The 21960-nt window shown below is 57.4% G+C and carries 20 protein-coding genes and 1 tRNA gene; 12 read left to right on the top strand and 9 right to left on the bottom strand.

Annotated features, from left to right (window positions below; translation table 11 throughout):
* Window positions 1–31: 31 nt before the first annotated feature.
* From K3727_19185 to K3727_19160, 6 genes are all read left to right on the top strand, one after another.
* Window positions 32–226: an AlpA family transcriptional regulator gene (locus tag K3727_19185; GenBank protein ID UWQ90847.1), complete on the top strand. Its 195-nt coding sequence runs from the start codon at window positions 32–34 to the stop codon at window positions 224–226.
* Window positions 227–323: 97 nt separating this feature from the next.
* Window positions 324–560: a helix-turn-helix domain-containing protein gene (locus K3727_19180; protein ID UWQ90846.1), complete on the top strand. Its 237-nt coding sequence runs from the start codon at window positions 324–326 to the stop codon at window positions 558–560.
* A 175-nt stretch (window positions 561–735) separates the two neighbouring features.
* Entirely contained in the window at window positions 736–1251 is a 516-nt protein-coding gene (locus K3727_19175; protein UWQ90845.1) for a helix-turn-helix domain-containing protein, read from the top strand.
* 128 nt (window positions 1252–1379) lie between these two features.
* The gene (locus K3727_19170; protein ID UWQ90844.1) at window positions 1380–2039 is read left to right on the top strand and encodes a hypothetical protein; all 660 of its coding nucleotides are present in this window, start codon (window positions 1380–1382) and stop codon (window positions 2037–2039) included.
* 70 nt (window positions 2040–2109) lie between these two features.
* Window positions 2110–5049: a class I SAM-dependent DNA methyltransferase gene (locus K3727_19165; protein ID UWQ90843.1), complete on the top strand. Its 2940-nt coding sequence runs from the start codon at window positions 2110–2112 to the stop codon at window positions 5047–5049.
* A complete protein-coding gene (locus tag K3727_19160; protein ID UWQ90842.1) occupies window positions 5046–5921 on the top strand; it encodes a hypothetical protein in 876 nt (291 codons plus the stop codon). The genes K3727_19165 and K3727_19160 overlap by 4 nt, the downstream gene beginning before the upstream one ends.
* 229 nt (window positions 5922–6150) lie before the next feature.
* Here K3727_19160 and K3727_19155 read toward each other — a convergent pair.
* The 3 genes from K3727_19155 to ychF form a co-directional block, all read right to left on the bottom strand.
* A tRNA-Ser gene (locus K3727_19155) sits at window positions 6151–6240 on the bottom strand.
* A gap of 550 nt (window positions 6241–6790) precedes the next feature.
* Window positions 6791–7666 (bottom strand): nucleoside hydrolase, encoded by an 876-nt coding sequence (locus K3727_19150; protein UWQ93459.1) that lies wholly within the window; start codon window positions 7664–7666, stop codon window positions 6791–6793.
* Window positions 7667–7720: 54 nt separating this feature from the next.
* Window positions 7721–8818, bottom strand: a complete 1098-nt coding sequence (gene ychF / locus K3727_19145; GenBank protein ID UWQ90841.1) for a redox-regulated ATPase YchF — start codon at window positions 8816–8818, stop codon at window positions 7721–7723.
* A gap of 232 nt (window positions 8819–9050) precedes the next feature.
* Here ychF and trpA point away from each other — a divergent pair, with 232 nt between their 5' ends.
* A complete protein-coding gene (gene trpA, locus K3727_19140) occupies window positions 9051–9842 on the top strand; it encodes a tryptophan synthase subunit alpha (protein UWQ90840.1) in 792 nt (263 codons plus the stop codon).
* Window positions 9843–9851: 9 nt separating this feature from the next.
* Here trpA and K3727_19135 read toward each other — a convergent pair whose 3' ends face one another.
* Window positions 9852–9998, bottom strand: a complete 147-nt coding sequence (locus tag K3727_19135) for a hypothetical protein (protein ID UWQ90839.1) — start codon at window positions 9996–9998, stop codon at window positions 9852–9854.
* Between the two features lie 207 nt (window positions 9999–10205).
* Between K3727_19135 and gmd the strand changes: the two genes are divergently transcribed.
* The 4 genes from gmd (at window position 10206) to cadA (ending at window position 16125) form a co-directional block, all read left to right on the top strand.
* A complete protein-coding gene (gene gmd, locus K3727_19130) occupies window positions 10206–11327 on the top strand; it encodes a GDP-mannose 4,6-dehydratase (GenBank protein ID UWQ90838.1) in 1122 nt (373 codons plus the stop codon).
* 6 nt (window positions 11328–11333) lie between these two features.
* Complete coding sequence (locus tag K3727_19125; protein UWQ90837.1) at window positions 11334–12308, top strand: GDP-L-fucose synthase; 975 nt, start codon at window positions 11334–11336, stop codon at window positions 12306–12308.
* An 88-nt stretch (window positions 12309–12396) separates the two neighbouring features.
* A complete protein-coding gene (locus K3727_19120) occupies window positions 12397–13719 on the top strand; it encodes a CoA transferase (protein UWQ90836.1) in 1323 nt (440 codons plus the stop codon).
* 159 nt (window positions 13720–13878) lie between these two features.
* Complete coding sequence (cadA, locus tag K3727_19115; protein ID UWQ90835.1) at window positions 13879–16125, top strand: cadmium-translocating P-type ATPase; 2247 nt, start codon at window positions 13879–13881, stop codon at window positions 16123–16125.
* Window positions 16126–16150: 25 nt separating this feature from the next.
* Here the strand turns inward: cadA and K3727_19110 are convergent, their stop codons facing one another.
* From K3727_19110 to K3727_19090, 5 genes are read right to left on the bottom strand one after another with little or no spacing between them, the layout of a single operon-like run.
* Window positions 16151–16648: a DUF2478 domain-containing protein gene (locus tag K3727_19110; protein UWQ90834.1), complete on the bottom strand. Its 498-nt coding sequence runs from the start codon at window positions 16646–16648 to the stop codon at window positions 16151–16153.
* Window positions 16649–16660: 12 nt separating this feature from the next.
* Window positions 16661–17884 (bottom strand): NnrS family protein, encoded by a 1224-nt coding sequence (locus K3727_19105; GenBank protein ID UWQ90833.1) that lies wholly within the window; start codon window positions 17882–17884, stop codon window positions 16661–16663.
* Between the two features lie 6 nt (window positions 17885–17890).
* On the bottom strand, window positions 17891–18787 hold the full coding sequence (locus K3727_19100; protein ID UWQ90832.1) for a U32 family peptidase: 897 nt from the start codon (window positions 18785–18787) through the stop codon (window positions 17891–17893).
* Between the two features lie 4 nt (window positions 18788–18791).
* Entirely contained in the window at window positions 18792–19769 is a 978-nt protein-coding gene (locus tag K3727_19095; GenBank protein ID UWQ93457.1) for a U32 family peptidase, read from the bottom strand.
* Window positions 19769–20296 (bottom strand): SCP2 sterol-binding domain-containing protein, encoded by a 528-nt coding sequence (locus K3727_19090; protein UWQ93458.1) that lies wholly within the window; start codon window positions 20294–20296, stop codon window positions 19769–19771. The genes K3727_19095 and K3727_19090 overlap by 1 nt, the downstream gene beginning before the upstream one ends.
* Before the next feature lie 153 nt (window positions 20297–20449).
* Between K3727_19090 and K3727_19085 the strand changes: the two genes are divergently transcribed.
* On the top strand, window positions 20450–21958 hold the full coding sequence (locus tag K3727_19085; GenBank protein UWQ90831.1) for a UbiD family decarboxylase: 1509 nt from the start codon (window positions 20450–20452) through the stop codon (window positions 21956–21958).
* Window positions 21959–21960: the final 2 nt, after the last annotated feature.

The following is a 21960-nucleotide window of genomic DNA, read 5'->3' as shown; positions in this document are numbered from 1 at the left end:
GTCGTTACTTACTGATCCAAAGGGAAACGATATGCCCCAACATCACCTGCGCCGCCCAGCTGTTGAAGCCGTCACTGGCCTCAGTCGCTCAAGCATCTACTATATGATGGATAAGGGGGACTTCCCCCGACCTGTCCGGATCGGCAAGCGTGCCGTTGCTTGGCCCGAAAGCGCAATCGCAGATTGGCTTTCCAATAGACCAACCACCAAACCGCTGGCTGGATAAGACAACGCCCACACGGCAATGAAACCGGTGCGGGCGCTGGGTAGTCTAAGCAACTACAGACCTATCGCTTCGCGCCTCTCAAATCAATGAGGTCAAAATGAAACTGAACGTCACCCTACTGGGCGGCGAATGCCCCCCTATGTTCACTCTATCGGGGCGCATCGGCCAAACCATGCATCATCTGATGCAAGCAAAGCGGCAAGGTATCACCTCGCTAGAGAACCCAGCAATCCGTCTTGCCGCTCATATCCATTCCCTGCGCGAAATGGGCTTTGAGATTGACACCGAAATCGAGCCGCATGGCGGCGCATATCCCGGCTATCACGCCAGATAACGGCTGCGGAGTTCCGTTGTGCTGGGCCACAGTAATGGGGAGGAAAAACAGTGACTGCCAACCCCAAAGCCCAGATAAACCCGCCCAGCCCATTTGAACGTCACCTGAGACGCAAACACAGCCTGCCGGACCATTGGCTTCGCACAAACAACGAACTGCGCAAGGGGCATCGCTGATGGCGTCAAAAGGAAAACGGCGCGACGCAGAAGGTCAGTATGTGACGCTGCCTTATGCCCAACTCAAATCAGAAGCATGGCGGTCCCTATCTGGGGCCGCTGTCAAAGTCTGGCTGGAACTTCACACGCGGTTCAACGGCGGCAACAACGGCAATGTGCGCCTGTCGATGAATGAAGCGGTCAAGGCGCTGGGCATATCAAAAGGCACCGCCCAGCGCGCCTTTGTTGAACTGGAGGAGAAGGGTTTCGTTGCGCTGCACAACCCCGGCAACTGGTATAACCGGCGCGCCCATGAATGGCGGCTGACAACAAAACGGATGCAGACCGCCAAGGGGGCAGAGGTTGCGACCAATGATTGGCGGCACTGGCGGGCAAAATCAAAAAGCGGTCCATCAGAGTACCCATCACCCGCGCCGATGGGTCCACTCGGAAACCCAAACGCTCGATCTGGGTCCACCACAGAACCCGTCAGAGACGTTTCTGGCACGCCTTTGGGTACTCAGGCGGGACACTAATAATAACCACTCACACGGAAGGAATGCAGAATGCAGAGACCAATCAGAACAATGGAACAGCCAACCTCGAAGAACCGGCGGACCCAAGACTTGCCTAATGATTTCGGAAAAAATCCGGGGTGGTTCTGATGGGGGGGTATGGATCAGGAAGGCCCAGCCACAAACAGAAGGCCGAGGGTTGCCGCACTTTAGATGTGAACCGAATGCACCGTGAAGGATGCCTAAACAATGGCTGGCGGGGGAATTGGACTTGGTCTCGTGACGGTGAAGAAGTTGCACGAATTGGCTTTCGTTCGGAAACAGGGCGCATAGTTCTAAGCTATCGCATCAGCCAATATGGGGGCGACTGGGAGCCTGTAACTCAGCGGGTGCCGTTAGAACATACTAGCTGCTACTACGGTGGCCAACGCCCGTATTTTCGCTGCCCTGGCATCGTGAATGGCCAGCACTGCGGGCGGCGTGTGGCGAAACTGTACGCAGGCGGGCGATACTTTCTATGCCGCCATTGCTACAGCGTCGCCTACACCAGCCAGTCAGAACCCCGCTACGACCGCATGTTGCGCCGCGCCAACAAGCTGCGCATGGCGCTGGGCGGCGAACCGGGTTCAGCCCATTGGATAGCGCCTAAGCCCAAAGGCATGTGGCAACGGACCTACCAGCGAAAACGGTTTGAGATTGAGTGGTGCGAGGACAATGCAAATCAGCTTTTCATAGCAAAATATGCCCATCTTCTCAGCTTAGGAGAACGCGAAATGTATTTCGGTGAACAGTTAAATCAGGACCACTAGCACGACCGACAGTTGACCTTGCCCAATCAACCGCCTCTATTGCTGGAAAATGGTACGCCTAGGAATTATCATGACGCCCCAAGCATTTATTAAAAAGTGGCAAAATAACGAACTCAAAGAGCGATCTGCCTCTCAGTCCCATTTCATCGACCTTTGTAAATTGTTGGACATTGAAGACCCGACCACTGCGGATAGTAAGGGCGAATGGTTCACTTTCGAGAAAGGCGCGTCAAAGACCAGCGGTGGTGACGGTTGGGCGGACGTTTGGCGAAAAAATTGCTTTGCTTGGGAGTATAAGGGCAAGCGCGCCAACCTTGACAAGGCGTTTGACCAGCTTTTGCAATATGCAATCGCGCTGGAAAACCCGCCGCTCCTCATTGTGTCGGATATGGATGTAATCCGCATCCACACCAACTGGACTAACACCGTCCAGAACGTCCACACAATCCACTTGGACGACCTGACGGATGCGGCAAACCGCGATTTGTTGCGCAATGCCTTCCTTGATCCTGACAAGCTCAAGCCGACCAAGACCCGCCAACTGGTCACTGAAGAGGCCGCGCAAAACTTTGCCAATATGGCTCAGCGCCTACGCGAACGCGGCCACGACCCGCAAGAGGTGGCGCACTTCATCAACCGCTTGGTGTTTTGCATGTTCGCTGAGGATGTGGAGTTGCTGCCGAACAAGATGTTTGAGCGGATGATTAAGACCGCCCGCCCCAAGCCCGAGACGTTCGCCATCCATGCCAAGGCGCTGTTTGGTGCGATGAAAACGGGCGGCTTGGTGGGTTTTGAAACGGTTGAATGGTTCAACGGCGGCTTGTTTGACAGTGACGATGTGTTGCCTCTGGAATGGGAAGATATTGACGACCTCATTCGCGCCGCCACGCTGGATTGGTCCGATATTGACCCCTCTATCCTTGGCACCTTGTTTGAACGCGGCTTGGACCCTGCCAAACGCAGCCAGCTTGGCGCGCATTACACCGACCGCGAAAAAATCATGCAAATCGTCAACCCGGTGATTGTGGAGCCGCTGTTGGCGGAATGGGCAGAGGTGAAAGCCCAGATTGAGGTGCAGCTGGACAAAGCACCCAAGGCCACCAAGACAAAGCTGCTCAGCACCAAAGAAAAATCGGCTGCTACCCGCGCGCTGGTTAAGGCGGAAAAGCTGCACCTTGGCTTTGTCGAGCGGCTCAAAGCGTTTCGTGCGCTGGACCCGGCCTGCGGGTCTGGCAACTTCCTCTATATCGCCTTGTTAGAGCTAAAAAACATCGAACACCGCGTCAACCTAGAGGCAGAGGCGCTGGGCCTGCCACGCGGCTTTCCGCAACTGGGACCTGAGGTGGTGCTGGGGATTGAGCTGTCCTCCTATGCGGCGGAACTGGCGCGGGTATCTGTCTGGATCGGCGAAATCCAATGGATGCGGCGGAATGGATTTGAAGCGGCCAAGAACCCGATTTTGCGGACTCTGAAAGACGCAGACGGCGTAGACACAATCGACAACAGGGATGCGGTGCTTGCGCCGGATGGAACGCGGTCGAAGTGGCCTAAAGCGGATGTAGTGATTGGGAACCCGCCGTTTTTGGGTGCAGGGCGACACCTTAGGGAACTTGGTGACGAATATACAATCCAACTGCGTGCGGCTTATAAGGGAAGCGTGCCTGAAAGCGCAGACCTAGTGACCTATTGGTTTGCTCAAGCATTTCTGCAGGGAAAAAGCCTTAGACGGGTCGGTCTAGTTGCCACAAATTCGATTCGGTCTTCTTCAAGTAATATTCCATTCTCAACGCTAAGTAGTCGCTTCCCAATCTTTAACGCTTGGTCTGATTTGCCATGGGTTGTCGAGGGTGCAGCCGTAAGAGTCTCAATCTTCTGTGCAGGGCAATCAGCCTCAATACAGAAGCAATTGGATGGTAATCCAGTTGACGAAATTTCCCCTTCACTGACAGCTCAATCATTCGATGCAGCAAAGCTGCAAGGACAAGCCGATGTCATTTTCCGAGGGCCACCAAAAATTGGCCCATTTGACATCGAAGGCGAGACAGCCCGTGCTTGGCTCAAATTACCCCTAAATCCAAATGGAGAACCGAACTCGAACGTCTTACGGCCACTATGGATTGCCAACGACATCGTTCGGAGACCGAGCGACAGGTGGATTGTAGATTTTGCTGATATGTCTGAACGGGAAGCAGCATTTTTTGACGTTCCGTATGAACATATTTTTCGGCTGGTCAAACCTATACGAGACACAAACCGTCGGGCAATAAGGCGGGAGCGTTGGTGGAAACACGGAGAAACGGTGCCAGCACTCCGAAAGTCCATGGCTTCTATGGAGCGTGTATTAGTGACGCCAATGGTTTCTAAGCATAGGCTATTTTGCTGGATGCCTGTAAGCGTTCTTCCAGACCAAAGACTTATGATTATTTGCCGTGACGACGACACATCATTTGGGATGCTCTCATCCAAATTCCATGAATTATGGACGTCAAAAACATGCTCTTGGCACGGGGCTGGCAACGATCCAGTTTACAATGCGGGAAGTGTATTCGCGACTTTTCCTTTCCCCGAAGGTCTCACCCCCAACATCCCCGCCGCCGACTATGCCACCGACCCGCGCGCGATCAAAATCGCCACCGCCGCCGCGCGTCTGAATGAGCTGCGGGAAAACTGGCTCAACCCCGCCGACCTTGTCACCCGTGTCCCCGAAGTGGTCGAAGGCTACCCCGACCGCATCCTGCCAAAAGACGATACCGCCGCCAAGGAACTCAAGAAACGCACCCTCACCAACCTCTACAACGCCCGCCCCGCATGGCTCGACCACGCCCACAAGGCGCTGGATGAAGCTGTGGCAGAGGCCTACGGCTGGGGCGATGATTGGCGCGCAGGCACGCTATCAGAGGATGAAATCCTGTCCCGCCTGTTCAAGCTCAACCAAGAGCGGGCAATGGCAGAGGCTAAAGTGGCCGAAAAAGCTAAAAAGCCCAAAAAGAAAACAAAGGCGAAGAAATGACCGCATACACACGCCCAAAGCCAATCTCGCTCAAAAACCATCCGACCCTCTCAGAGAACTGGGTTCAGGACATCATCGCAGAAGACCCCTCCGTTCTGGGGCTTGGCGACCTTGTCCTGCGCGACCGCGAACGTGTCCAAGTCCGCGCTGGGCGGTTGGACCTGCTGCTGCAAGACCCCGACACCTACAAGCGCTATGAGGTCGAGTTGCAGCTAGGGGCAACGGACGAGACCCACATCATCCGCACAATTGAATACTGGGACATTGAGCGCAAGCGCTATCCCCAATATGAGCATTGCGCTGTTATTGTGGCCGAGAATATCACCAGCCGTTTTCTAAACGTCGTGTCCTTGTTCAACGGTGCATTGCCGATTGTCGCCATCCAGATGCAGGCCTTTCAAGTCGGTGAACACGTCACGCTTGTTTTCACCAAGGTACTGGACGAGGTTCAACGGGGCCTTGTGGATGAAGACGAAGACGCCATCAGCGCACCAACCGACCGCGCCTATTGGGAGACGGACAAGGGGACGCCTAAGACTGTTGGCCTCATGGACCGCATGTTTGAGATTGTGAAGGAGAGCGACCCGACAAGCGAACTCAAGTACAATAAGTTCTACGTTGGTCTTATCAAAGATGGACGCGCCCACAACTACGTCACCTTTCGCCCCAAAAAGTCGTTTGTTCTTTTTGAACCAAAGTTGCCGCGCACTGATGAGGTCGATGTCTTGCTCGAAGACGCAGGCGTAGATGCGTTGGAATACAATTCGCGCTGGGGCATGTACCGCATTCGCTTTACCGACAAAGACTTTAAGGCGCACCAAGACTTGTTCCGCGACCTTACCGAACGTGCGCGGATTGCACGAGTCGGATAGAGACGCCACATCGACAATAACCAAAGACGCAAGCCAATGCGCTGGCCCGCGTGCCTTTCTGAGACGGGAAAAGATCGAAGCGGCTATTTATAATTTCGAGAACAGCCCGTTTCAAAGGCTTCGCATCAAACTAGCGAGTCATCAAAGTCAAACTGGGGGTCAAATTGGGGGATGTAAAGACGGCAAGAAGCCCCAAATATCTGTATTGGTTGAGAAAATTTAGGATTTCTGGCGGAGCCGAAGGGATTCGAACCCTCGAGACGATTCCTCGCCTACTCCCTTAGCAGGGGAGCGCCTTCGACCACTCGGCCACAGCTCCGCTGACGGGTATATCCTCGCAAGCAACGGAAAGACAAGGTCGATTCTCTAGGGATTTTGATTTTTCTTTGAGAACGCAGAACCTCCTGAAATTACTCAAAACCGGATAGACAGAGAGCGATCCCGAATAAGTCACGGACATGTTTTTGCACCGACTTGGCACGCCGTGGTGCCTGCAATTACCGAGTCGCCTTTGTGCAATGCAGGGACAGGATAGCTGGTCACACGTCGCCATTCAGACTTGCACGATGCCAGGCCCTTTCTGGCCGAAAGCCCGAGGCCAAGTGCCGAACCATCAATGCACACAGTCTTCCCAAAAGGCCTTCCTGCGATACTTCGCGAACATATCTCTGTGGGCTTGATGCTGTCGCACCACCCGTTGCCAGAGGAAGAGAAATTTTGCGGGGAAAACAAAAACGCCCAGGTTCTGGATCGCGTGCAGTTCCAGTCAGCGATCGAGGCAGGATGAAATTGGTGTGACCGGTGTGAGACCGACGTCTTCGGAGCCACGGCGAAATGTGACCGTGGTCCTGAAGACACCAGTCGGACAGTCAGTCCAGCAACGCCAAACGGTCCAAAAAGAGCTGTTTGACCGCGTCAGATTTCACATCCATGCAAACCTGAATGGCGGATCGGTCCAGATTTTGTGCTGTGATCGTGCGGCCTGCGGTGGATCCCTCGCAATCCACTGAAATGACCATATCACGGATGTCGAACAATTCCGGATGGGTGCAGGCGATCACCGCGGCTGGATCATGCAATGAGCACCCATCGAATTTCCCGACGCTTTTGTAAAACGCAAGATAGAATTCGGCCATATCGCCCAACATCCCGCCCAGGCGAGGTGCACGATCCGCAATCGCAGCGAAATCGCGCGGCGTGCACAGAATCATATGCGTGACATCCAAACCTACGAGCACCACATTTGCGCCCGAAGCCATCACGACGTCCGCAGCATGGGGGTCGTGATAGATATTCGCCTCGGCATCGGGTGTAATATTACCACCTTCTTCGATGGACCCGCCCATGATCACGATCTGGGATACGTTCCGCGCGAAATCCGGGTCCTTTTGCAGGACCATGGCGATATTTGTTAGCGGTCCAATGGCGCAAACCGTGATCTCGCCCGGGTGTTCTCGTGTTACCTGGCTGAGAAAGTCCACAGCATTTTGCGCCACAGGTGTTCCCCGAGGGTCAGCTGCGGGAATGGCACCAAACCCCTGATCTCCATGTACCTGAGAAGAAGGGGGAAACGGAGGGAGCATCAAAGGTTGATCTGCGCCTGCGGCAACCGGAATATTCAACCCAGCCGCCTCGACCAACCGCAACGCATTCCGGGTCGCGATTGGCGTCGTGACATTGCCGAACACTGTGGTCAGACCAATCAGGTCTATCTCCGGCGCGGCAGCGGCATAGAAAATGGCCATTGCATCGTCGATGCCGGGATCTGTATCAATGACCAGCTTCACGACGGCACCCGATCAGGTGTTGAACAGGAAGTGCAGAACATCACCGTCCTTGACCAGATACGTTTTGCCTTCGGCGCGCATTTTACCCGCTTCTTTGGCCCCTTGTTCCCCATTGCACGCAATGTAGTCGTCATAGGCGATGGTTTCGGCCCGGATAAACCCCTTTTCGAAGTCACCGTGGATCACTCCGGCAGCCTGTGGTGCTGCCGTGCCCTGGCGAATGGTCCAGGCGCGGGCTTCTTTGGGGCCGACCGTGAAGTAAGTCTCCAGATGCAACAGCTCATAGCCAGCCTGGATCAACCGGTCGAGACCCGCTTCTTCCAACCCCATTTCAGAGAGAAACATTTCGGCCTCTTCGTCTTCCAGCTGGCTGATCTCTTCTTCTATCTGGGCTGAAATGATGACGTGGCTGTTGCCCTGGCTTGCGGCCATTTCCGCCACCTTGGCAGAATGCTCATTCCCGTCGGCAGCTTCGGCTTCGCCCACGTTGCAGACATAGAGGACAGGCTTGGTGCTCAGCAGTTGCAACAGCTTCCAGGCTTTGGCGTCTTCGTCATCGATCTCGACCAGGCGTGCGGGTTTGCCATCTTCCAGCACCGCCTGCGCTGCTGCCAGCAAACGGTCCTGCTGTTGGGCTTCCTTGTCGTTGCCCTTGAGTTTGCGCACCAGGTTCGCACGTCGTTTTTCAATACTTTCCAGATCGGCCAGCATCAGCTCGGTTTCGATGGTTTCAGCATCTGCCACCGGGTCAACACGCCCATCGACATGGGTCACGTCGCCATCTTCGAAACAGCGCAACACATGGGCAATGGCGTCGGTTTCGCGAATGTTGGCCAGGAACTGGTTGCCCAGCCCTTCGCCCTTGGAGGCACCTTTGACCAGACCGGCGATGTCGACGAATGTCATGCGCGTCGGGATGATCTGCTTGGAGCTTGCAATCGCGGCCAGCTTGTCCAGACGCGCGTCCGGAACCCCGACTTCGCCCACATTGGGTTCGATCGTGCAGAACGGAAAATTCGCAGCCTGCGCAGCTGCGGTTCTGGTCAATGCGTTGAACAAGGTCGACTTACCCACATTGGGCAGGCCCACGATTCCCATTTTAAAGCCCATCTCGGCCTCCTGATGCCTATCAGAGGCCGCTTCTAGGCAGCAATTGCCGCTGACGCAAGCGCCGACACCGGTGCTGACATGCCCTGCTGTGACGGGTCATGCGGTCTGGGGGTATCTTGCGAACGTGAAGAATCCCGAATTTTGCTGTAAAGACCCGATCCGCCGTTCGGCCGGGATTGATTTCCGGTCCAAGTTTCGGCACACCAAGGCGGATCACAGGAGAGACCCGACCATGACCCGTATCGATGCAAAGTTTGCCGAGTTGAAAACAGCCAACAAAAAGGCATTTGTGTCCTATGTGATGGCCGGCGATCCGGATTTCGAAACCTCATTGGACATTGTCAAAGGTTTGCCCGCTGCCGGTGTCGACATTATCGAACTGGGGCTTCCGTTTACCGACCCAATGGCCGACGGTCCGACCATCCAGCTGGCCGGTCAGCGTGCGCTCGAAGCGGGGATGACGCTCAGCCGCACTTTGGAGCTGGCGACCGAATTTCGCAAAACCGATGACACGACCCCGATTGTGCTGATGGGCTATTACAATCCGATCTACAACCGTGGCGTAGAAACCTTCCTGTCGGATGCCAAGGCCGCCGGGATTGACGGGCTGATCGTCGTGGATCTGCCGCCCGAAGAAGATGATGAACTTTGCATTCCAGCCCAAAATGCGGGGTTGAATTTTATCCGCCTCGCAACCCCGACTACGGATGACAAACGCTTGCCGCGCGTGCTTCAGAACACGTCAGGCTTTGTTTATTATGTTTCGATCACAGGCATCACCGGCGCTGCCGAAGCGGAAGCCACCGATGTCGGCCCCGAAGTTTCCCGAATCAAATCGCAAACCGATCTGCCTGTCATCGTCGGATTTGGCATCAACACTCCCGAAAAATCCCGTGGCATCGCCAGCGTGTCCGATGGTGCCGTTGTCGGATCGGCCATCGTCGCCAAGATCGGCGCTGGGGATAGCGTCGCAGATGTGCTGAGCTTTGTGAAAACTCTGGCGGACGGTGCGCACTCCGCCTGAGGCCAGGTTTCAGACAACTGCAATTTCCGACCGGGCAGCCCAATGGCTGTCCGATGTCGTACCATGTGCCGAGATGGTGCCCACCCGTTCATCAGACCAGACATCCGGCACAGGGACCAGAACGCTGCCTTTGGGCCCGTGTCCGGGGCCATGCAAAGTTTGATCCCTTCCCTGGAACAAATGCCTTTGGCATGGCACACATCAGGATTTGCCGCGAGATGGCCCGCGCAATCTGGGCAAATGGCTGTGATGGGTCTATATCTGGGCCAACATGATACGAGTTTGAGCGAGTGAAAGAAGCTCGAACGGGGCAGACCCTTTTTTCAAGAGGGGCGAATATTGGACAAGGATTAAAGCCTTAACATGACAAAGCGCGCATTGATCACCGGGGTGACCGGTCAGGATGGATCTTATCTGGCGGAATTTCTGCTGGAAAAGGGGTATGAGGTTCATGGTATCAAACGCCGGTCATCGCTGTTCAATACCCAGCGGGTGGACCATATTTACGAAGACCCGCACACAGACAATGCCCGGTTCAAGCTGCATTATGGGGATCTGACAGACAGTTCGAACCTGACCCGGATTATTCAGGAAGTTCAGCCAGACGAGGTCTATAATCTCGGTGCGCAATCCCATGTGGCGGTGAGCTTTGAGAGCCCGGAGTACACGGCGGATGTGGACGGGATGGGCACCCTGCGCCTGCTTGAAGCGATCCGGTTCCTGGGGCTGGAGAAAAAGACCCGTTTTTATCAGGCGTCAACATCCGAGCTTTATGGCCTGGTGCAGGAGACACCACAGAAGGAAACGACACCGTTTTACCCGCGTTCCCCTTATGCGGTGGCCAAGCTTTATTCCTATTGGATCACGGTGAACTATCGTGAAGCCTATGGAATTTATGCCTGCAACGGGATCCTGTTCAATCACGAAAGCCCACGCCGCGGCGAAACTTTCGTTACGCGCAAGATCACTCGGGGTCTGGCCAATATTGCCCTTGGGCTCGAGGATTGCCTGTATATGGGCAACATAGATGCCTTGCGCGATTGGGGCCACGCCAAGGACTATGTCCGTATGCAGTGGATGATGCTGCAACAGGACGCGGCCGAGGATTTCGTGATCGCGACCGGGGTGCAATATTCCGTTCGACAGTTCATCACCTGGTCGGCGGCAGAACTGGGTGTGACATTGGAATTCACCGGTGAAGGTGTGAACGAAATTGCCACCGTCGCCGCAATCGACGGGGACAAGGCCCCAGCGCTGAAGGTCGGCGACGTGGTTATGCGTATTGATGCGCGCTATTTCCGCCCTGCCGAAGTGGAAACCCTGTTGGGGGATCCATCCAAAGCCAAGAACAAACTGGGTTGGACACCCGAGATCACTGTTCAGGAAATGTGTGCCGAAATGGTGATCGAGGATCTCAAGACAGCCAAACGCCATGCGCTGCTCAAGGATCACGGCATGGATTTACCGGTTTCGGTCGAAGGGTAACAGACGATGAAGATCTATGTGGCAGGTCATCGGGGCATGGTCGGCGGTGCTATCCTGCGCCAATTGCAGGCGCGCCGGGATGCGGGCGAGAATCTGGAGCTGATCACCAGAACCAGTGCCGAACTGGACCTGACCGACCAGACTGCGGTGCGGATGTTCATGCAGGCCGAACAGCCCGATCAGGTGATTTTGGCTGCGGCCAAAGTGGGTGGCATCGTCGCCAATAACAGCTATCCGGCGCAGTTCATCTATGAAAACCTGATGATCGAATGCAATGTGATCCATCAGGCGTTTGACGCGGGTGTGCGGAAACTGCTGCAGCTGGGCAGTTCTTGCATCTATCCCAAGTTGGCGGACCAGCCGATGCGCGAAGACGCGCTGTTGACCGGCACGCTAGAGCCGACCAATGAACCCTATGCGGTGGCAAAAATTGCCGGGATCAAGCTGTGTGAAAGCTATAACCGGCAGTATGGCACCGACTATCGTTCGGTCATGCCGACCAACCTGTATGGGCCGGGAGATAACTTTCACCCGGAAAACAGCCACGTGTTGCCGGCGTTGATCCGCCGGTTCCATCAGGCAGTACAGGACGAGGTCTCCGAAGTGGTGATCTGGGGTACCGGTACGCCGATGCGCGAATTCCTGCATGTCGATGACATGGCGGCGGCATCGCTGTTTGTGCTGGGTCTGGATACCGAAACCTATCAACGCGAAACCCAGGAAATGCTGAGTCACATCAATGTCGGTTCGGGCACAGATGTCAGCATCCGCGAACTGGCTGAAATTGTGGCCCGTGTGACCGGCTACCAGGGACAACTGTCCTTTGATGCCAGCAAGCCCGACGGAGCCCCGCGCAAATTGATGGACGTTTCGCGCCTCGCTCGCCTTGGCTGGACCGCCCAAACACCGCTCGAAACAGGTGTTCGTGAAACATACGAGTGGTTCAAGGCACAAAATTTGCAGGACCTCAGAGCGAAGTGACCGAGAGGCGCCGCATTTGCATTCGCGCCAGATTGTAGATTGCAAGACTGGTATAAAGCACAAGCTGAGCGGGAAGAGGGGATCGCAAGTGAGAGTTGAAATCGACCAGAACTTGAGAGGCCCCGTACCGGATCGGATCGCAGTGCAGATGCGGGGTGAAGCGGCATTCGCCTCCTGTTTTGCAACCGATGAACTCGCCCTCGAGTCGCTGTCTGCCGCCGCCCGCGCTTTGGCGGCTTTGACCGGTGTATCCGGTGTCGAAATCGACAGACGGTTGGCGTTGAAATGGTTTGATATGACTTTGCGCCCGTCCGGGTGGACAATACCAAGCGCGTGGGATCCGATTGCCGGGGACTATCAGGCAGCTGATGGCTGGGTTCGCCTGCACACGAATGCACCTCATCACCGGGATGCGGCCTTGGAGGTTTTGGGGTGCGCACCAGACCGGGATTCTGTGGCTCGGGCGGTGTTGTGCTGGGACAAGGCTGATCTGGAACAGGCTGTGGCAGTTGCGGGCGGGTGCAGCGCGGCCATGCATACCTTGGATCACTGGGTGGCCCATCCGCAGGGACAGGCCGTTGCCAGGGAACCTTTGGTTGCGTGGGAGACGCATGAACACGGACGGGCGGCCGTGGCCGACTTGTCAGATGTCAAAGTGCTCGATCTGACACGGGTGTTGGCAGGCCCGGTTGCCACCCGGTTTCTGGCCGGTTTTGGTGCGCAAGTGCTGAGAATTGATCCCCCGTCCTGGGGCGAACCAGGGGTTGAACCGGAAGTTACCCTGGGCAAGCGCTGCGCCGGACTGGAACTGCGGGACAGGAATGATCGCACGACGTTTGAAAGACTGCTGGGCCAGGCGGATATTTTGATCCACGGTTATCGTCCTGGTGCGCTCGCCCGGCTGGGCTATGATACGCTGGATTTGCAGCGGTTGTCGCCGGGGCTGATCGACGTCAGCCTGTGCGCCTATGGCTGGACCGGGCCAATGGCGGGGCGGCGTGGGTTTGATAGCCTGGTTCAGATGAGCAGCGGCATCGCAGCCGAAGGTATGATGCGAGCGGGTGCTGAGCGCCCTGTTCCGCTCCCTGTTCAGGCGCTTGACCACGCCACCGGGTATTTGATGGCCGCAGCCGGGTTAAGAGCGTTGAGCTGGCGCAATCACGGCCGGGGTGGCGCGTCGGCGCGGCTGTCACTGGCTCGGACGGCGGGTTTGTTGACCGGGACGGGCGCGCGAACGTTCAGCACGGATACGATTGGAGCGGAGATGGACGCCGATCTGAGCCAGGATGTCGAATACACCGGTTGGGGCACGGCATACCGGGTGAAATTTCCGCTGACGGTGGCGGGTGTGGGGCCAACATGGCGATACCCGGCCGGCCCGTTGCGCCGAGATGGCGCAACCTGGGAATAAGAGCCCCTATTGGGGCCCTGAAAACAACGCCATTTCGGTGGGCGCTTAAGGCGCAACAGGAGCTGAGCGTCTGGGTTGAAAAAAATCGAAAATACCTCTTGAAGCTACAGGAACTGTAGATCCTATCTTGGGCGTGTCTCAGAAACCGGAGCCCACGCAATGCCGCACGACACGAGTTTACAAACCCCGCCGCAGCCCCATGCAACCCAGTCGGCAGCTGGTGGGTGTTGTGGCACTGCTGCTCCGGTCACCAATCAGGCCCCGCCGCTTGGAACTGGCCGCAGCTTTCGGGTGAACGGGTTGGATTGCGCCGAAGAAGTCGCGGTTCTGAACAAGGTCCTGGTACCGCGATTGGGCGGAGAAGAACACCTGACTTTTGATGTTCTGAACGCCCGAATGACCATTCTCGACAGCGCTGAGCCAATGACGGATACAGACGTCTTGCGGTTGGTGGCGACAACAGGGCTGTCAGCCAAACTGTGGGATGCCACCAGCGCCGAGGCAGATCACGCCGCGCATTTGGCGCGTCAGAAATGGTTCACCGGACTGTCCGCCGCGTTTTGGGCGTTTGGATTTGGGTACCATGTTGTCGAAACCGGGGTGTCCGGGGTGGTGGGGATTTTTTCGGGCCATGGCAACACCCCCATGCCTCTGCCCGAAATCGGGGCGTTCCTGTTGGCGGTTGTTTTTGGGGCCTGGTTGGTGGCACCCAAGGCGTGGTCTGCTGCGCGGCGTCTGTCGCCGGACATGAACCTGTTGATGATTGTCGCCGTGATCGGAGCCATTGTTCTGGGCGAATATTTCGAGGCTGCAACCGTTGCGTTCTTCTTTGCTCTGTCTCTGACGCTTGAAAGCTGGAGTGTCGGGCGCGCGCGCACTGCCGTGTCGGCGTTATTGGATCTTGCCCCCCCGACGGCGCGTGTGATCGGACCGGACGACGCAGAACAGGATGTACCTGCTGTGCAGGTCGGTGTGGGGGATCGTTTCGTGGTGCGTGGTGGCGATCGTATTCCGCTGGACGGCCAGGTTGTTGACGGGGCAGGGGCGGTTGATCAGGCTCCGATCACAGGGGAAAGCGCGCTGGTCGCCAAAGAGCCTGGAGACGACGTGTTTGCAGGGACGATCAATGGAGAGGGAACCTTGATCGTTCGCGCAACCAAACCGTCAACCGATACGGTGCTGTCCCGCATCATCCGCATGGTCAGTGAAGCCCATTCCCGTCGGGCCGAGGTTGAACAATGGGTAACTCGGTTCGCCCGCATCTATACTCCGGCTATCATGGGATTGGCGATTTTGATCGCGGTGGTTCCCCCGATCCTGTTTGGGGGGGAATGGGCGAATTGGATCTATAACGCACTGGTATTGCTGGTGATCGCCTGTCCCTGTGCGTTGGTTATCTCCACACCGGTTTCGATCGTGGCTGCCTTGGCGTCCTCTGCCCGCAATGGGGTGCTGATCAAAGGCGGGGCCTATGTCGAAATTCCAGGTCGGCTGACCGCTTTGGCCATGGATAAAACCGGCACGCTGACCGAAGGTGAGCCCGAAGTCGCAAACATTTTCCCGCTGGGGACCGACGAAAGTTCCCTGTTGACTGTGGCGGCAGCGCTGGAGGCGCGTTCCTCCCACCCGCTGGCGCGGGCCATCCTGGCCCGAGCAGGCCATGTTCCCGCAGCCAAGGAAACATGTATCGTTCCGGGTCGAGGGGTCGAGGGTCTGGTCGATGGTCAAGCTGTCTGGCTGGGGTCGGATCGGTTTGCTACAGAAAAACGGGCGACTTTGCCGATCGATGTGCGCGACGGAATTGAAAAGGCGGGCAGCACCTTGGTTGCTGTTGGCACAGGAGACCGCCTGTTGGGAATTCTGGAGTTGCGGGACCGGGTCCGTCCAGATGCAAAAGCAGTCGTGGCTCGACTGCACGCGCAAGGCATCGACAAGATCGTTATGCTGACCGGCGACAATGCGCGCACCGCCCAGGCTGTTGCAGATCAGATCGGCATAGACGAGGTGCGTGCCGAATTGCTGCCGCAGGATAAGGTCGCGGCCATTGAAGAGCTGACCGCCGGGCATGACGTGGTGGCGATGATCGGGGACGGAGTCAATGATGCCCCGGCGATGGCGCGCGCGCATTTTGCCATTGCCATGGGTGCAGTCGGGTCGGATGCGGCCATTGAAACTGCTGACATTGCGTTGATGAGCGATGACATCACCAAACTGCCGTGGTTGGTGAATCATTCGCGCCACACAATGGCGATCATTCACCAGAATATTGGTGTTGCCTTGGTGACCAAGGCCATCTTTGTTGGTCTGACGGCCTTGGGTTTGGCGTCGATGTGGGGTGCGATCGCGGCTGATGTCGGTGTGTCATTGGCCGTGGTGGCCAATGCGCTGCGATTGCTCAGGGCCTGATGGAAACCGGGTGGACCTGTTCCGGTCAATCCCCGCGACACCAGGCGCGGATTGCATTCGGGTCGGCCGGTAGATCGGTGGCCAGTCCGCTGGCAAAACTGTCAAAATTCGCCCGGCTGGCACCGACGCCGACCAGAACAGGGATGCCGCGTTCCAAGGCCTTGCCGATGACTGCACAGAATCCACGTCCTGCCGCCTCTTCAGGGCCGAATTTGTTCAGAATGAAAACGCTGGCTTCGTCCAGTTCGGCGTTCTCGACAGTGGAAACCGCCTGGGCAATTGCACCAGGGTCCAACCGACAGGCGTCAGACCCTTCTCCGAGGGACTGGGTGATCTTGATCTGAGGGCCGTCCGGCAGGACCCGCACCACCATGTCACAGCCGTTGGCAAAGGCGCTTTCGTGGTCCAGAACCTTGACGATCCCAGAGGTGCGGATCCCGTCCCGTTCGAGCAACGCAGCCGTTTGGGCCAGAATGCGGTCGGTTTCTCCGCGACCTTCGGCGCTGACACATGCGAGTTTCATGAGGATCTCCTTTCAAACTTTCGGGCGCAGAATTTGGGCCGGATTTGTTTTGCGCCCACTCAGAACCGGACGCCGCGGTGGTCCGGTCAGGGCCGCGCGAAATCCAAAAATGAACACTGCCCAGCTGAGACACCAGAGCAATCCTGACAGAGCAATGAACGCCATGTATTGATCTGGAGCAAGCGGGGCCAGGAGCCGGACAACAAGCGTGGCCCACAGCGACGCAAAAGCAATCAAGAACCAGCGACCAACGCTCAGCCGATCGTCGCGCAGTGTTGCAGCGGCACGGGCCGAGATGGCCATGATCAAACCGGACATTGCACCAACGGTCAGAACATGCAGGCCATCGGCGATGGGGTATGGGGTTAGATCCAACAGGGCAAAGCCCACAATCGCGCACCCCAGCGGAACCCAGAAAAAGTTCACATGCAGCATGAGAAGCAAGGGGTCGTGAAGGGTTTCGCGGGTTCGCCATTGATGAATCCCGCCCAGCATCAGGAGAGCAGACAGGCCCAACAGAGCCCCGGCGCAGTTGGGCAACTCAAAAATCTGGAACGACAGCGATGCGGCCAACGAGACCTGTGCCGGCCGCCAACAGCGTGAGGTCAAGTCATCGTCAGAAAGACTGTTGCCCCGTTTCCGCAATGCGTTCCGAGTAAAGCCCGGAATGGCGCGGCTGGCAATGGTCGTGATCAGCAACGCAAAGGCAATTGCCCCTGCCTGTGCGGCGATCTTCCCTTCCCACAGATCCGCTGTGGCCATTCTGCTTAGAAATATTGCATCCCCCAGACCAAAAACCAGTATTGCTGCCACAAAACCCAGCTTGTGAAAGCTTCGGGCGGCCAGAATTGGCAGGCCGATGAGCATTGCAAGATAGAGGAAGAAAGCCGAGTTCACCACGACTTGGAGCACGGGTGGGATTGCAAGTGTCGTGGACAGGCGCCCCAACACCCAGAGGATCAAAAGGGCCTGCAAGGGGCGACCTTGCAACGGTTCTGTGCCGGTCCAATTGGGCAGCGCGGTCAACAGGTATCCGGCGACCGCGGCCCCGCCAAACCCGATGAGCATCTCGTGGGCGTGCCACAGCGATGGTGTCGCCAACCCGACGGGGGCTTGCAGCAAGGGCCACCAGATGATGGCGATCAGGGCCCAAATAATCCCGGCGAGAAACAAGGGGCGGTGCGGCGCAGCCCAAAAGTGTTTGAATGGACCGATTTGGGCAGGATCGCGTGTCATAACCGTTTAACTGGATCCAGAGAATTCCACACCGGTGGCACCCGTCAAAAACCCATCGCTCAATCGAATGCCTGGATCGACAGAGCGAACCGAGGCAATCAGGGCATCGGCCTCGATCTGACCATCGACCCGTTGCCGATAGAGCCGGCACAGGTCGGCGAACCCTTTGGACTGTGGTGACAGGCGCAAAGCACTGACCCCGGCTTGCTTCAGCGTCTCGATCTGGTGGGCGGTACAGGCGTAGGTGTCGGACAAGGTCTGCACCCCGTTCATGGTCAGAAATGGTTTGTGATCCAGCGTCTTGACGTCCAGTCCGTCTGGGTCATCTTCGCAGGCGAATTGGCAGTTGTCCTTGGTCCGCCCATGCAGGCGGGCGTGATAGCAACGGCCGGATATGGCCAGCGGCAATCGGCCATGTCCCCAAATCTCAACCGTCACACCCAGTTTCTGGGCCGCATCACACAACGCCTGAACCGAACCCAGGGGAAGTTCGGGCGGTAGACAGATCTGAGTTGCGCCACGCGATGCCAGCCAGGCGAGGGTGCCTTCGTTGTAGACATTGACCAATGGGCCGACGGCAAAATCGATCCCCTGCGGTATATAGGCCAGAGCGGTCAGGTCATTGACTTCGATTTCGATGCCCATGTCGACCAGATCGGCCATCAATTTGCGTTCACGTTTCAGGGTGATCAGGGCCAAGCTGGTCAGAGATACCTTCTTGCCCGCCTCAAACAGGATGGTGATCGCGTTTTCGATCCGGTCTTGAAAATAGGGTAGCCGCTTGGAGCAGACCAATTCGCCCAGGACGACGCGGTCAACCGGAGCCCCGGCAAGGCCCTGATAGAATTCAGACCAATGGTCCGCCTTCCAAAAGTATTGAATGGGTCCGACAGTCAATTCCATGCCGCTATCTCCAAGTCTTTTTATAAGCACCGGCCGTGGTGGCCTGGCCTTCTGACAGGCGTGCCAACATGCCTTCTGGCAGGGGCAGGCCCGCGTCCAGCGCATCCACAGCCTGACGGAAATTGCGCACAACCTGCGCCACATAGGACCGTGACCTTTGTCGGCCTTCGATTTTCAACGCTGTAACCCCTGCCTTTTGCAGTTGAGGGATCAGATGTTCGGCGTTCAGGCTGACCGGGTCTTCGAACAGGTGACCGGTCTTTTCGCCTGCACTGAAACAGCCCTTGCACAGTGTCGGGTAGGGCGCGGGTTCGTCTTTGCCGACACGGTGGATGGTGTATCCGCCCAGCTCGGCGTCCAGCACGCCGGCCTTTTCGTGGTATTCCACGTGGCTGGCAGGGGAACACACGCCATTCATGTTTGGGGACAACCCGGTGGCATAGGAGGACAAAGAACAACGCCCCTCGGCCATCACGCACAGCCCACCAAAGACAAAGACTTCGGTTTCGACTTTGGTTTCGGCATTGATGGCCTTGATTTCCTGCACTGACAAAACGCGGGGCAGGACCACCCGTTTGACGCCGAATGTGTCCGCGTAAAAGTTTATGATGTCAGCATTGGCCGCTGCTGCCTGAACCGACAGATGCCGTCGCAGGTTCGGATGATTGCGCGCAGCGTGATCCAACAGGCCCACATCGGCCAGGATCACGGCATCTGCATCGCAGGATTCGGCATCGGCGACGGCGGCGTGCCAGATCTGTTCGGCACCTGCGCGGGGGTAGGTGTTGATCGCCACCAACACCTTGGCCCCGTGCCCATGGGCAAAGGCCACCCCTTCGCGCATCTCGGCGTGATCAAAATTCAGTCCTGGAAAGTTGCGTGCATTGGTTTCATCCGCAAAGCCGCAATAGATTGTGTGTGCGCCTGCCTTGACCGCGGCGCGCAGGGCGGCTGGGGTTCCCGCCGGACAGACGATTTCCATCACCATGCCAGACTCTCCTCGGGGCGGGACAGGCAAACGCCGGTGCGTCGTTCAGCAAAGGCCGCCAATTGTTTCAAAGGCTGGGCAAGGGGGCGGGGCAGATTGGACAGCTCCTGGGTCATGTCCAATTCTGCATCGTCGACCGCATTGCGCAGCGCCAACGCGGCAGCGGTATCGCCCTGGACCACGAGGTCCCGTGAAAAGAACAAAGCGTCCCCATCATAGGCCCCGTGGACCAACCCCAGCAGGGCCGCCATTGGCCCGGCGATCTTTGCATCCTCTCCCCCGGATTTCCGGGTTACGGTGACCTTGGGGCTGCCCTGTCGTGGTTCCAGCAAGATGGCAAAGGGCAGATCCGTTGGGTCCAGCAAAAACCGCGCGTTGGCGTGCTCTCCCAGACGGCGAAACAGACCGGGGTGATGTTTGGCCACAGATTTGGCATAGGCGGTCAGAGACAGCGACAGCGGGGCAAGCGGCAGCAATCGCAACACCCGGCTGGGCAATTGCGGAAAGACCGGAATCGGCATGGCGGGGTCTGGCAATACGAATCCTTTCGGGTCGCGGGAGCTGCGCGTTCCATCATTGGTCTTAAGCAGGTCCGCACCGTCCGGAATTGACGATCGTCAATTAGGCTGGCGGAAATTGCTGATAGGCGCTGGAAAACTTTTGGAGTGGTCTCTATGCGCGACTATCCTGCTTTTCCCAGCCTGCGCAGCTATCTCGACTGGTGTCGCGAGAGTGGGCAATTCTGCATGATTGATGAACCTGTTTCGGTGCGTCATCAGATGACAGCGGTGCATCGGGCGGTATTGGAAAAATCGGGCCCTGTTCTGGAATTCGCGCACCCGGTGCTGGACGGTGGCGCGCGCGCCGACGTTCCGGTGATTGCCAACCTGTTTGGAACCAAGGAACGGGTGGCCGCCGGGTTGGGGGTGACATTTGACAGGCTGGAGGATCTTGGGGCCTTTCTGGCAGACCTGCGATCACCCTCTCCCCCCGAAGGCGTGCGGGATGCGCTGTCGCGCTGGCCGATGCTCAAGGCGGCATTAACCACCCGGCCCAAGATCGTTTCCAGCGCACCGGTGCAACAGGTGGTGCATGACGGTGATCAGGTCGACCTGAGCGCACTCCCGGTCCAGACTCATTGGCCTGGTGACGCAGGGCCGTTGATCACCTGGCCTGTTGTGATCACACGCCCGCATGGGACCCAGGCGCAAGATGTGGGGACTTATAATGCTGGTGTCTACCGGGCGCAGGTTTGGGACGAGAACCGGATCATCATGCGTTGGTTGCCGCATCGTGGTGGTGCCAAACACCATCACAGTTGGACCCGGGCGAATGAACCGACCCCGGTGGCCATCGTTTTGGGGGCTGATCCGGCGACCCTGCTGTCAGCGGCGTTGCCATTACCGGAAACCGTGTCGGAACTGTCCTTCAGTGGTGCGTTCAGCGGGTGTCGGCCCCGCCTGGTCCCGGCCAAGACGGTTCCGTTGCTGGTCCCGGCAGAGGCCGAGATCGTTTTGGAGGGCTGGGTTTCCCCTACGGAAACCGCCCCCGAAGGCCCCTTTGGCGATCATACCGGTTATTACAATCCGGCCGAACCTTTCCCGGTTATGCAGGTGACGGCAATCACGCACCGCAAGGACGCGTTATACCTGTCCACCTATACGGGGCGCCCGCCAGATGAACCCGCGATCATTGGCGAAGTGTTCAACACGTTGGCATTGCCCACCATACAGGCGCAGATCCCAGAGGTCCGCAAACTGTGGTTGCCGCCTGCTGCTTGTTCCTATCGCATGGCGATTGTCAGTATCGACAAACGATATCCCGGTCAGGCGCAACGGGTGATGATGGCGTTGTGGGGAATGTTGCCACAGTTCAGCTATACCAAGATGATCATCGTGGTGGATGCAGATATCGACCCGACCGATTGGGAGGACGTGGCCTGGGCGTTGGCCACGCGGATGGATCCAGGACAGGATGTCACCCTGTTGGAGCGCACCCCTATGGATTACCTCGATTTTGCGTCTCCGCAGCCGGGGTTGGCCGGCAAGATGGGCATTGATGCCACGACCAAGATCGGCAGTGAAACCAACCGGGTCTGGGGCAGGGTAATGAAAACTGGCGATGGCGATGCGAATTTTGCCGCCGATTTGGTGGCACGCGTTTTGCCGGGGATCGGATCATGACA

It is taken from the genome of Rhodobacteraceae bacterium M382, from assembly GCA_025141015.1.
Taxonomy (GTDB): Bacteria; Pseudomonadota; Alphaproteobacteria; order Rhodobacterales; family Rhodobacteraceae; genus Aliisedimentitalea; species Aliisedimentitalea scapharcae.
This window is presented reverse-complemented; position numbering and strand designations above follow the sequence as displayed.

What these genes read in the sequence shown, in the direction of transcription:
- K3727_19170 (UWQ90844.1), top strand. Translation starts at nt 1,380, where the DNA reads ATGGGGGGGTATGGATCAGGAAGGCCCAGCCACAAACAGAAGGCCGAG.
- K3727_19110 (UWQ90834.1), bottom strand. Translation starts at nt 16,648, where the DNA reads ATGAAACTCGCATGTGTCAGCGCCGAAGGTCGCGGAGAAACCGACCGC.
- K3727_19175 (UWQ90845.1), top strand. Translation starts at nt 736, where the DNA reads ATGGCGTCAAAAGGAAAACGGCGCGACGCAGAAGGTCAGTATGTGACG.
- K3727_19125 (UWQ90837.1), top strand. Translation starts at nt 11,334, where the DNA reads ATGAAGATCTATGTGGCAGGTCATCGGGGCATGGTCGGCGGTGCTATC.
- K3727_19180 (UWQ90846.1), top strand. Translation starts at nt 324, where the DNA reads ATGAAACTGAACGTCACCCTACTGGGCGGCGAATGCCCCCCTATGTTC.
- K3727_19100 (UWQ90832.1), bottom strand. Translation starts at nt 18,787, where the DNA reads ATGGAATTGACTGTCGGACCCATTCAATACTTTTGGAAGGCGGACCAT.
- trpA (UWQ90840.1), top strand. Translation starts at nt 9,051, where the DNA reads ATGACCCGTATCGATGCAAAGTTTGCCGAGTTGAAAACAGCCAACAAA.
- K3727_19105 (UWQ90833.1), bottom strand. Translation starts at nt 17,884, where the DNA reads ATGACACGCGATCCTGCCCAAATCGGTCCATTCAAACACTTTTGGGCT.
- K3727_19165 (UWQ90843.1), top strand. Translation starts at nt 2,110, where the DNA reads ATGACGCCCCAAGCATTTATTAAAAAGTGGCAAAATAACGAACTCAAA.
- gmd (UWQ90838.1), top strand. Translation starts at nt 10,206, where the DNA reads ATGACAAAGCGCGCATTGATCACCGGGGTGACCGGTCAGGATGGATCT.
- K3727_19160 (UWQ90842.1), top strand. Translation starts at nt 5,046, where the DNA reads ATGACCGCATACACACGCCCAAAGCCAATCTCGCTCAAAAACCATCCG.
- cadA (UWQ90835.1), top strand. Translation starts at nt 13,879, where the DNA reads ATGCCGCACGACACGAGTTTACAAACCCCGCCGCAGCCCCATGCAACC.
- ychF (UWQ90841.1), bottom strand. Translation starts at nt 8,818, where the DNA reads ATGGGCTTTAAAATGGGAATCGTGGGCCTGCCCAATGTGGGTAAGTCG.
- K3727_19085 (UWQ90831.1), top strand. Translation starts at nt 20,450, where the DNA reads ATGCGCGACTATCCTGCTTTTCCCAGCCTGCGCAGCTATCTCGACTGG.
- K3727_19095 (UWQ93457.1), bottom strand. Translation starts at nt 19,769, where the DNA reads ATGGAAATCGTCTGTCCGGCGGGAACCCCAGCCGCCCTGCGCGCCGCG.
- K3727_19185 (UWQ90847.1), top strand. Translation starts at nt 32, where the DNA reads ATGCCCCAACATCACCTGCGCCGCCCAGCTGTTGAAGCCGTCACTGGC.
- K3727_19090 (UWQ93458.1), bottom strand. Translation starts at nt 20,296, where the DNA reads ATGCCGATTCCGGTCTTTCCGCAATTGCCCAGCCGGGTGTTGCGATTG.
- K3727_19150 (UWQ93459.1), bottom strand. Translation starts at nt 7,666, where the DNA reads ATGGCCATTTTCTATGCCGCTGCCGCGCCGGAGATAGACCTGATTGGT.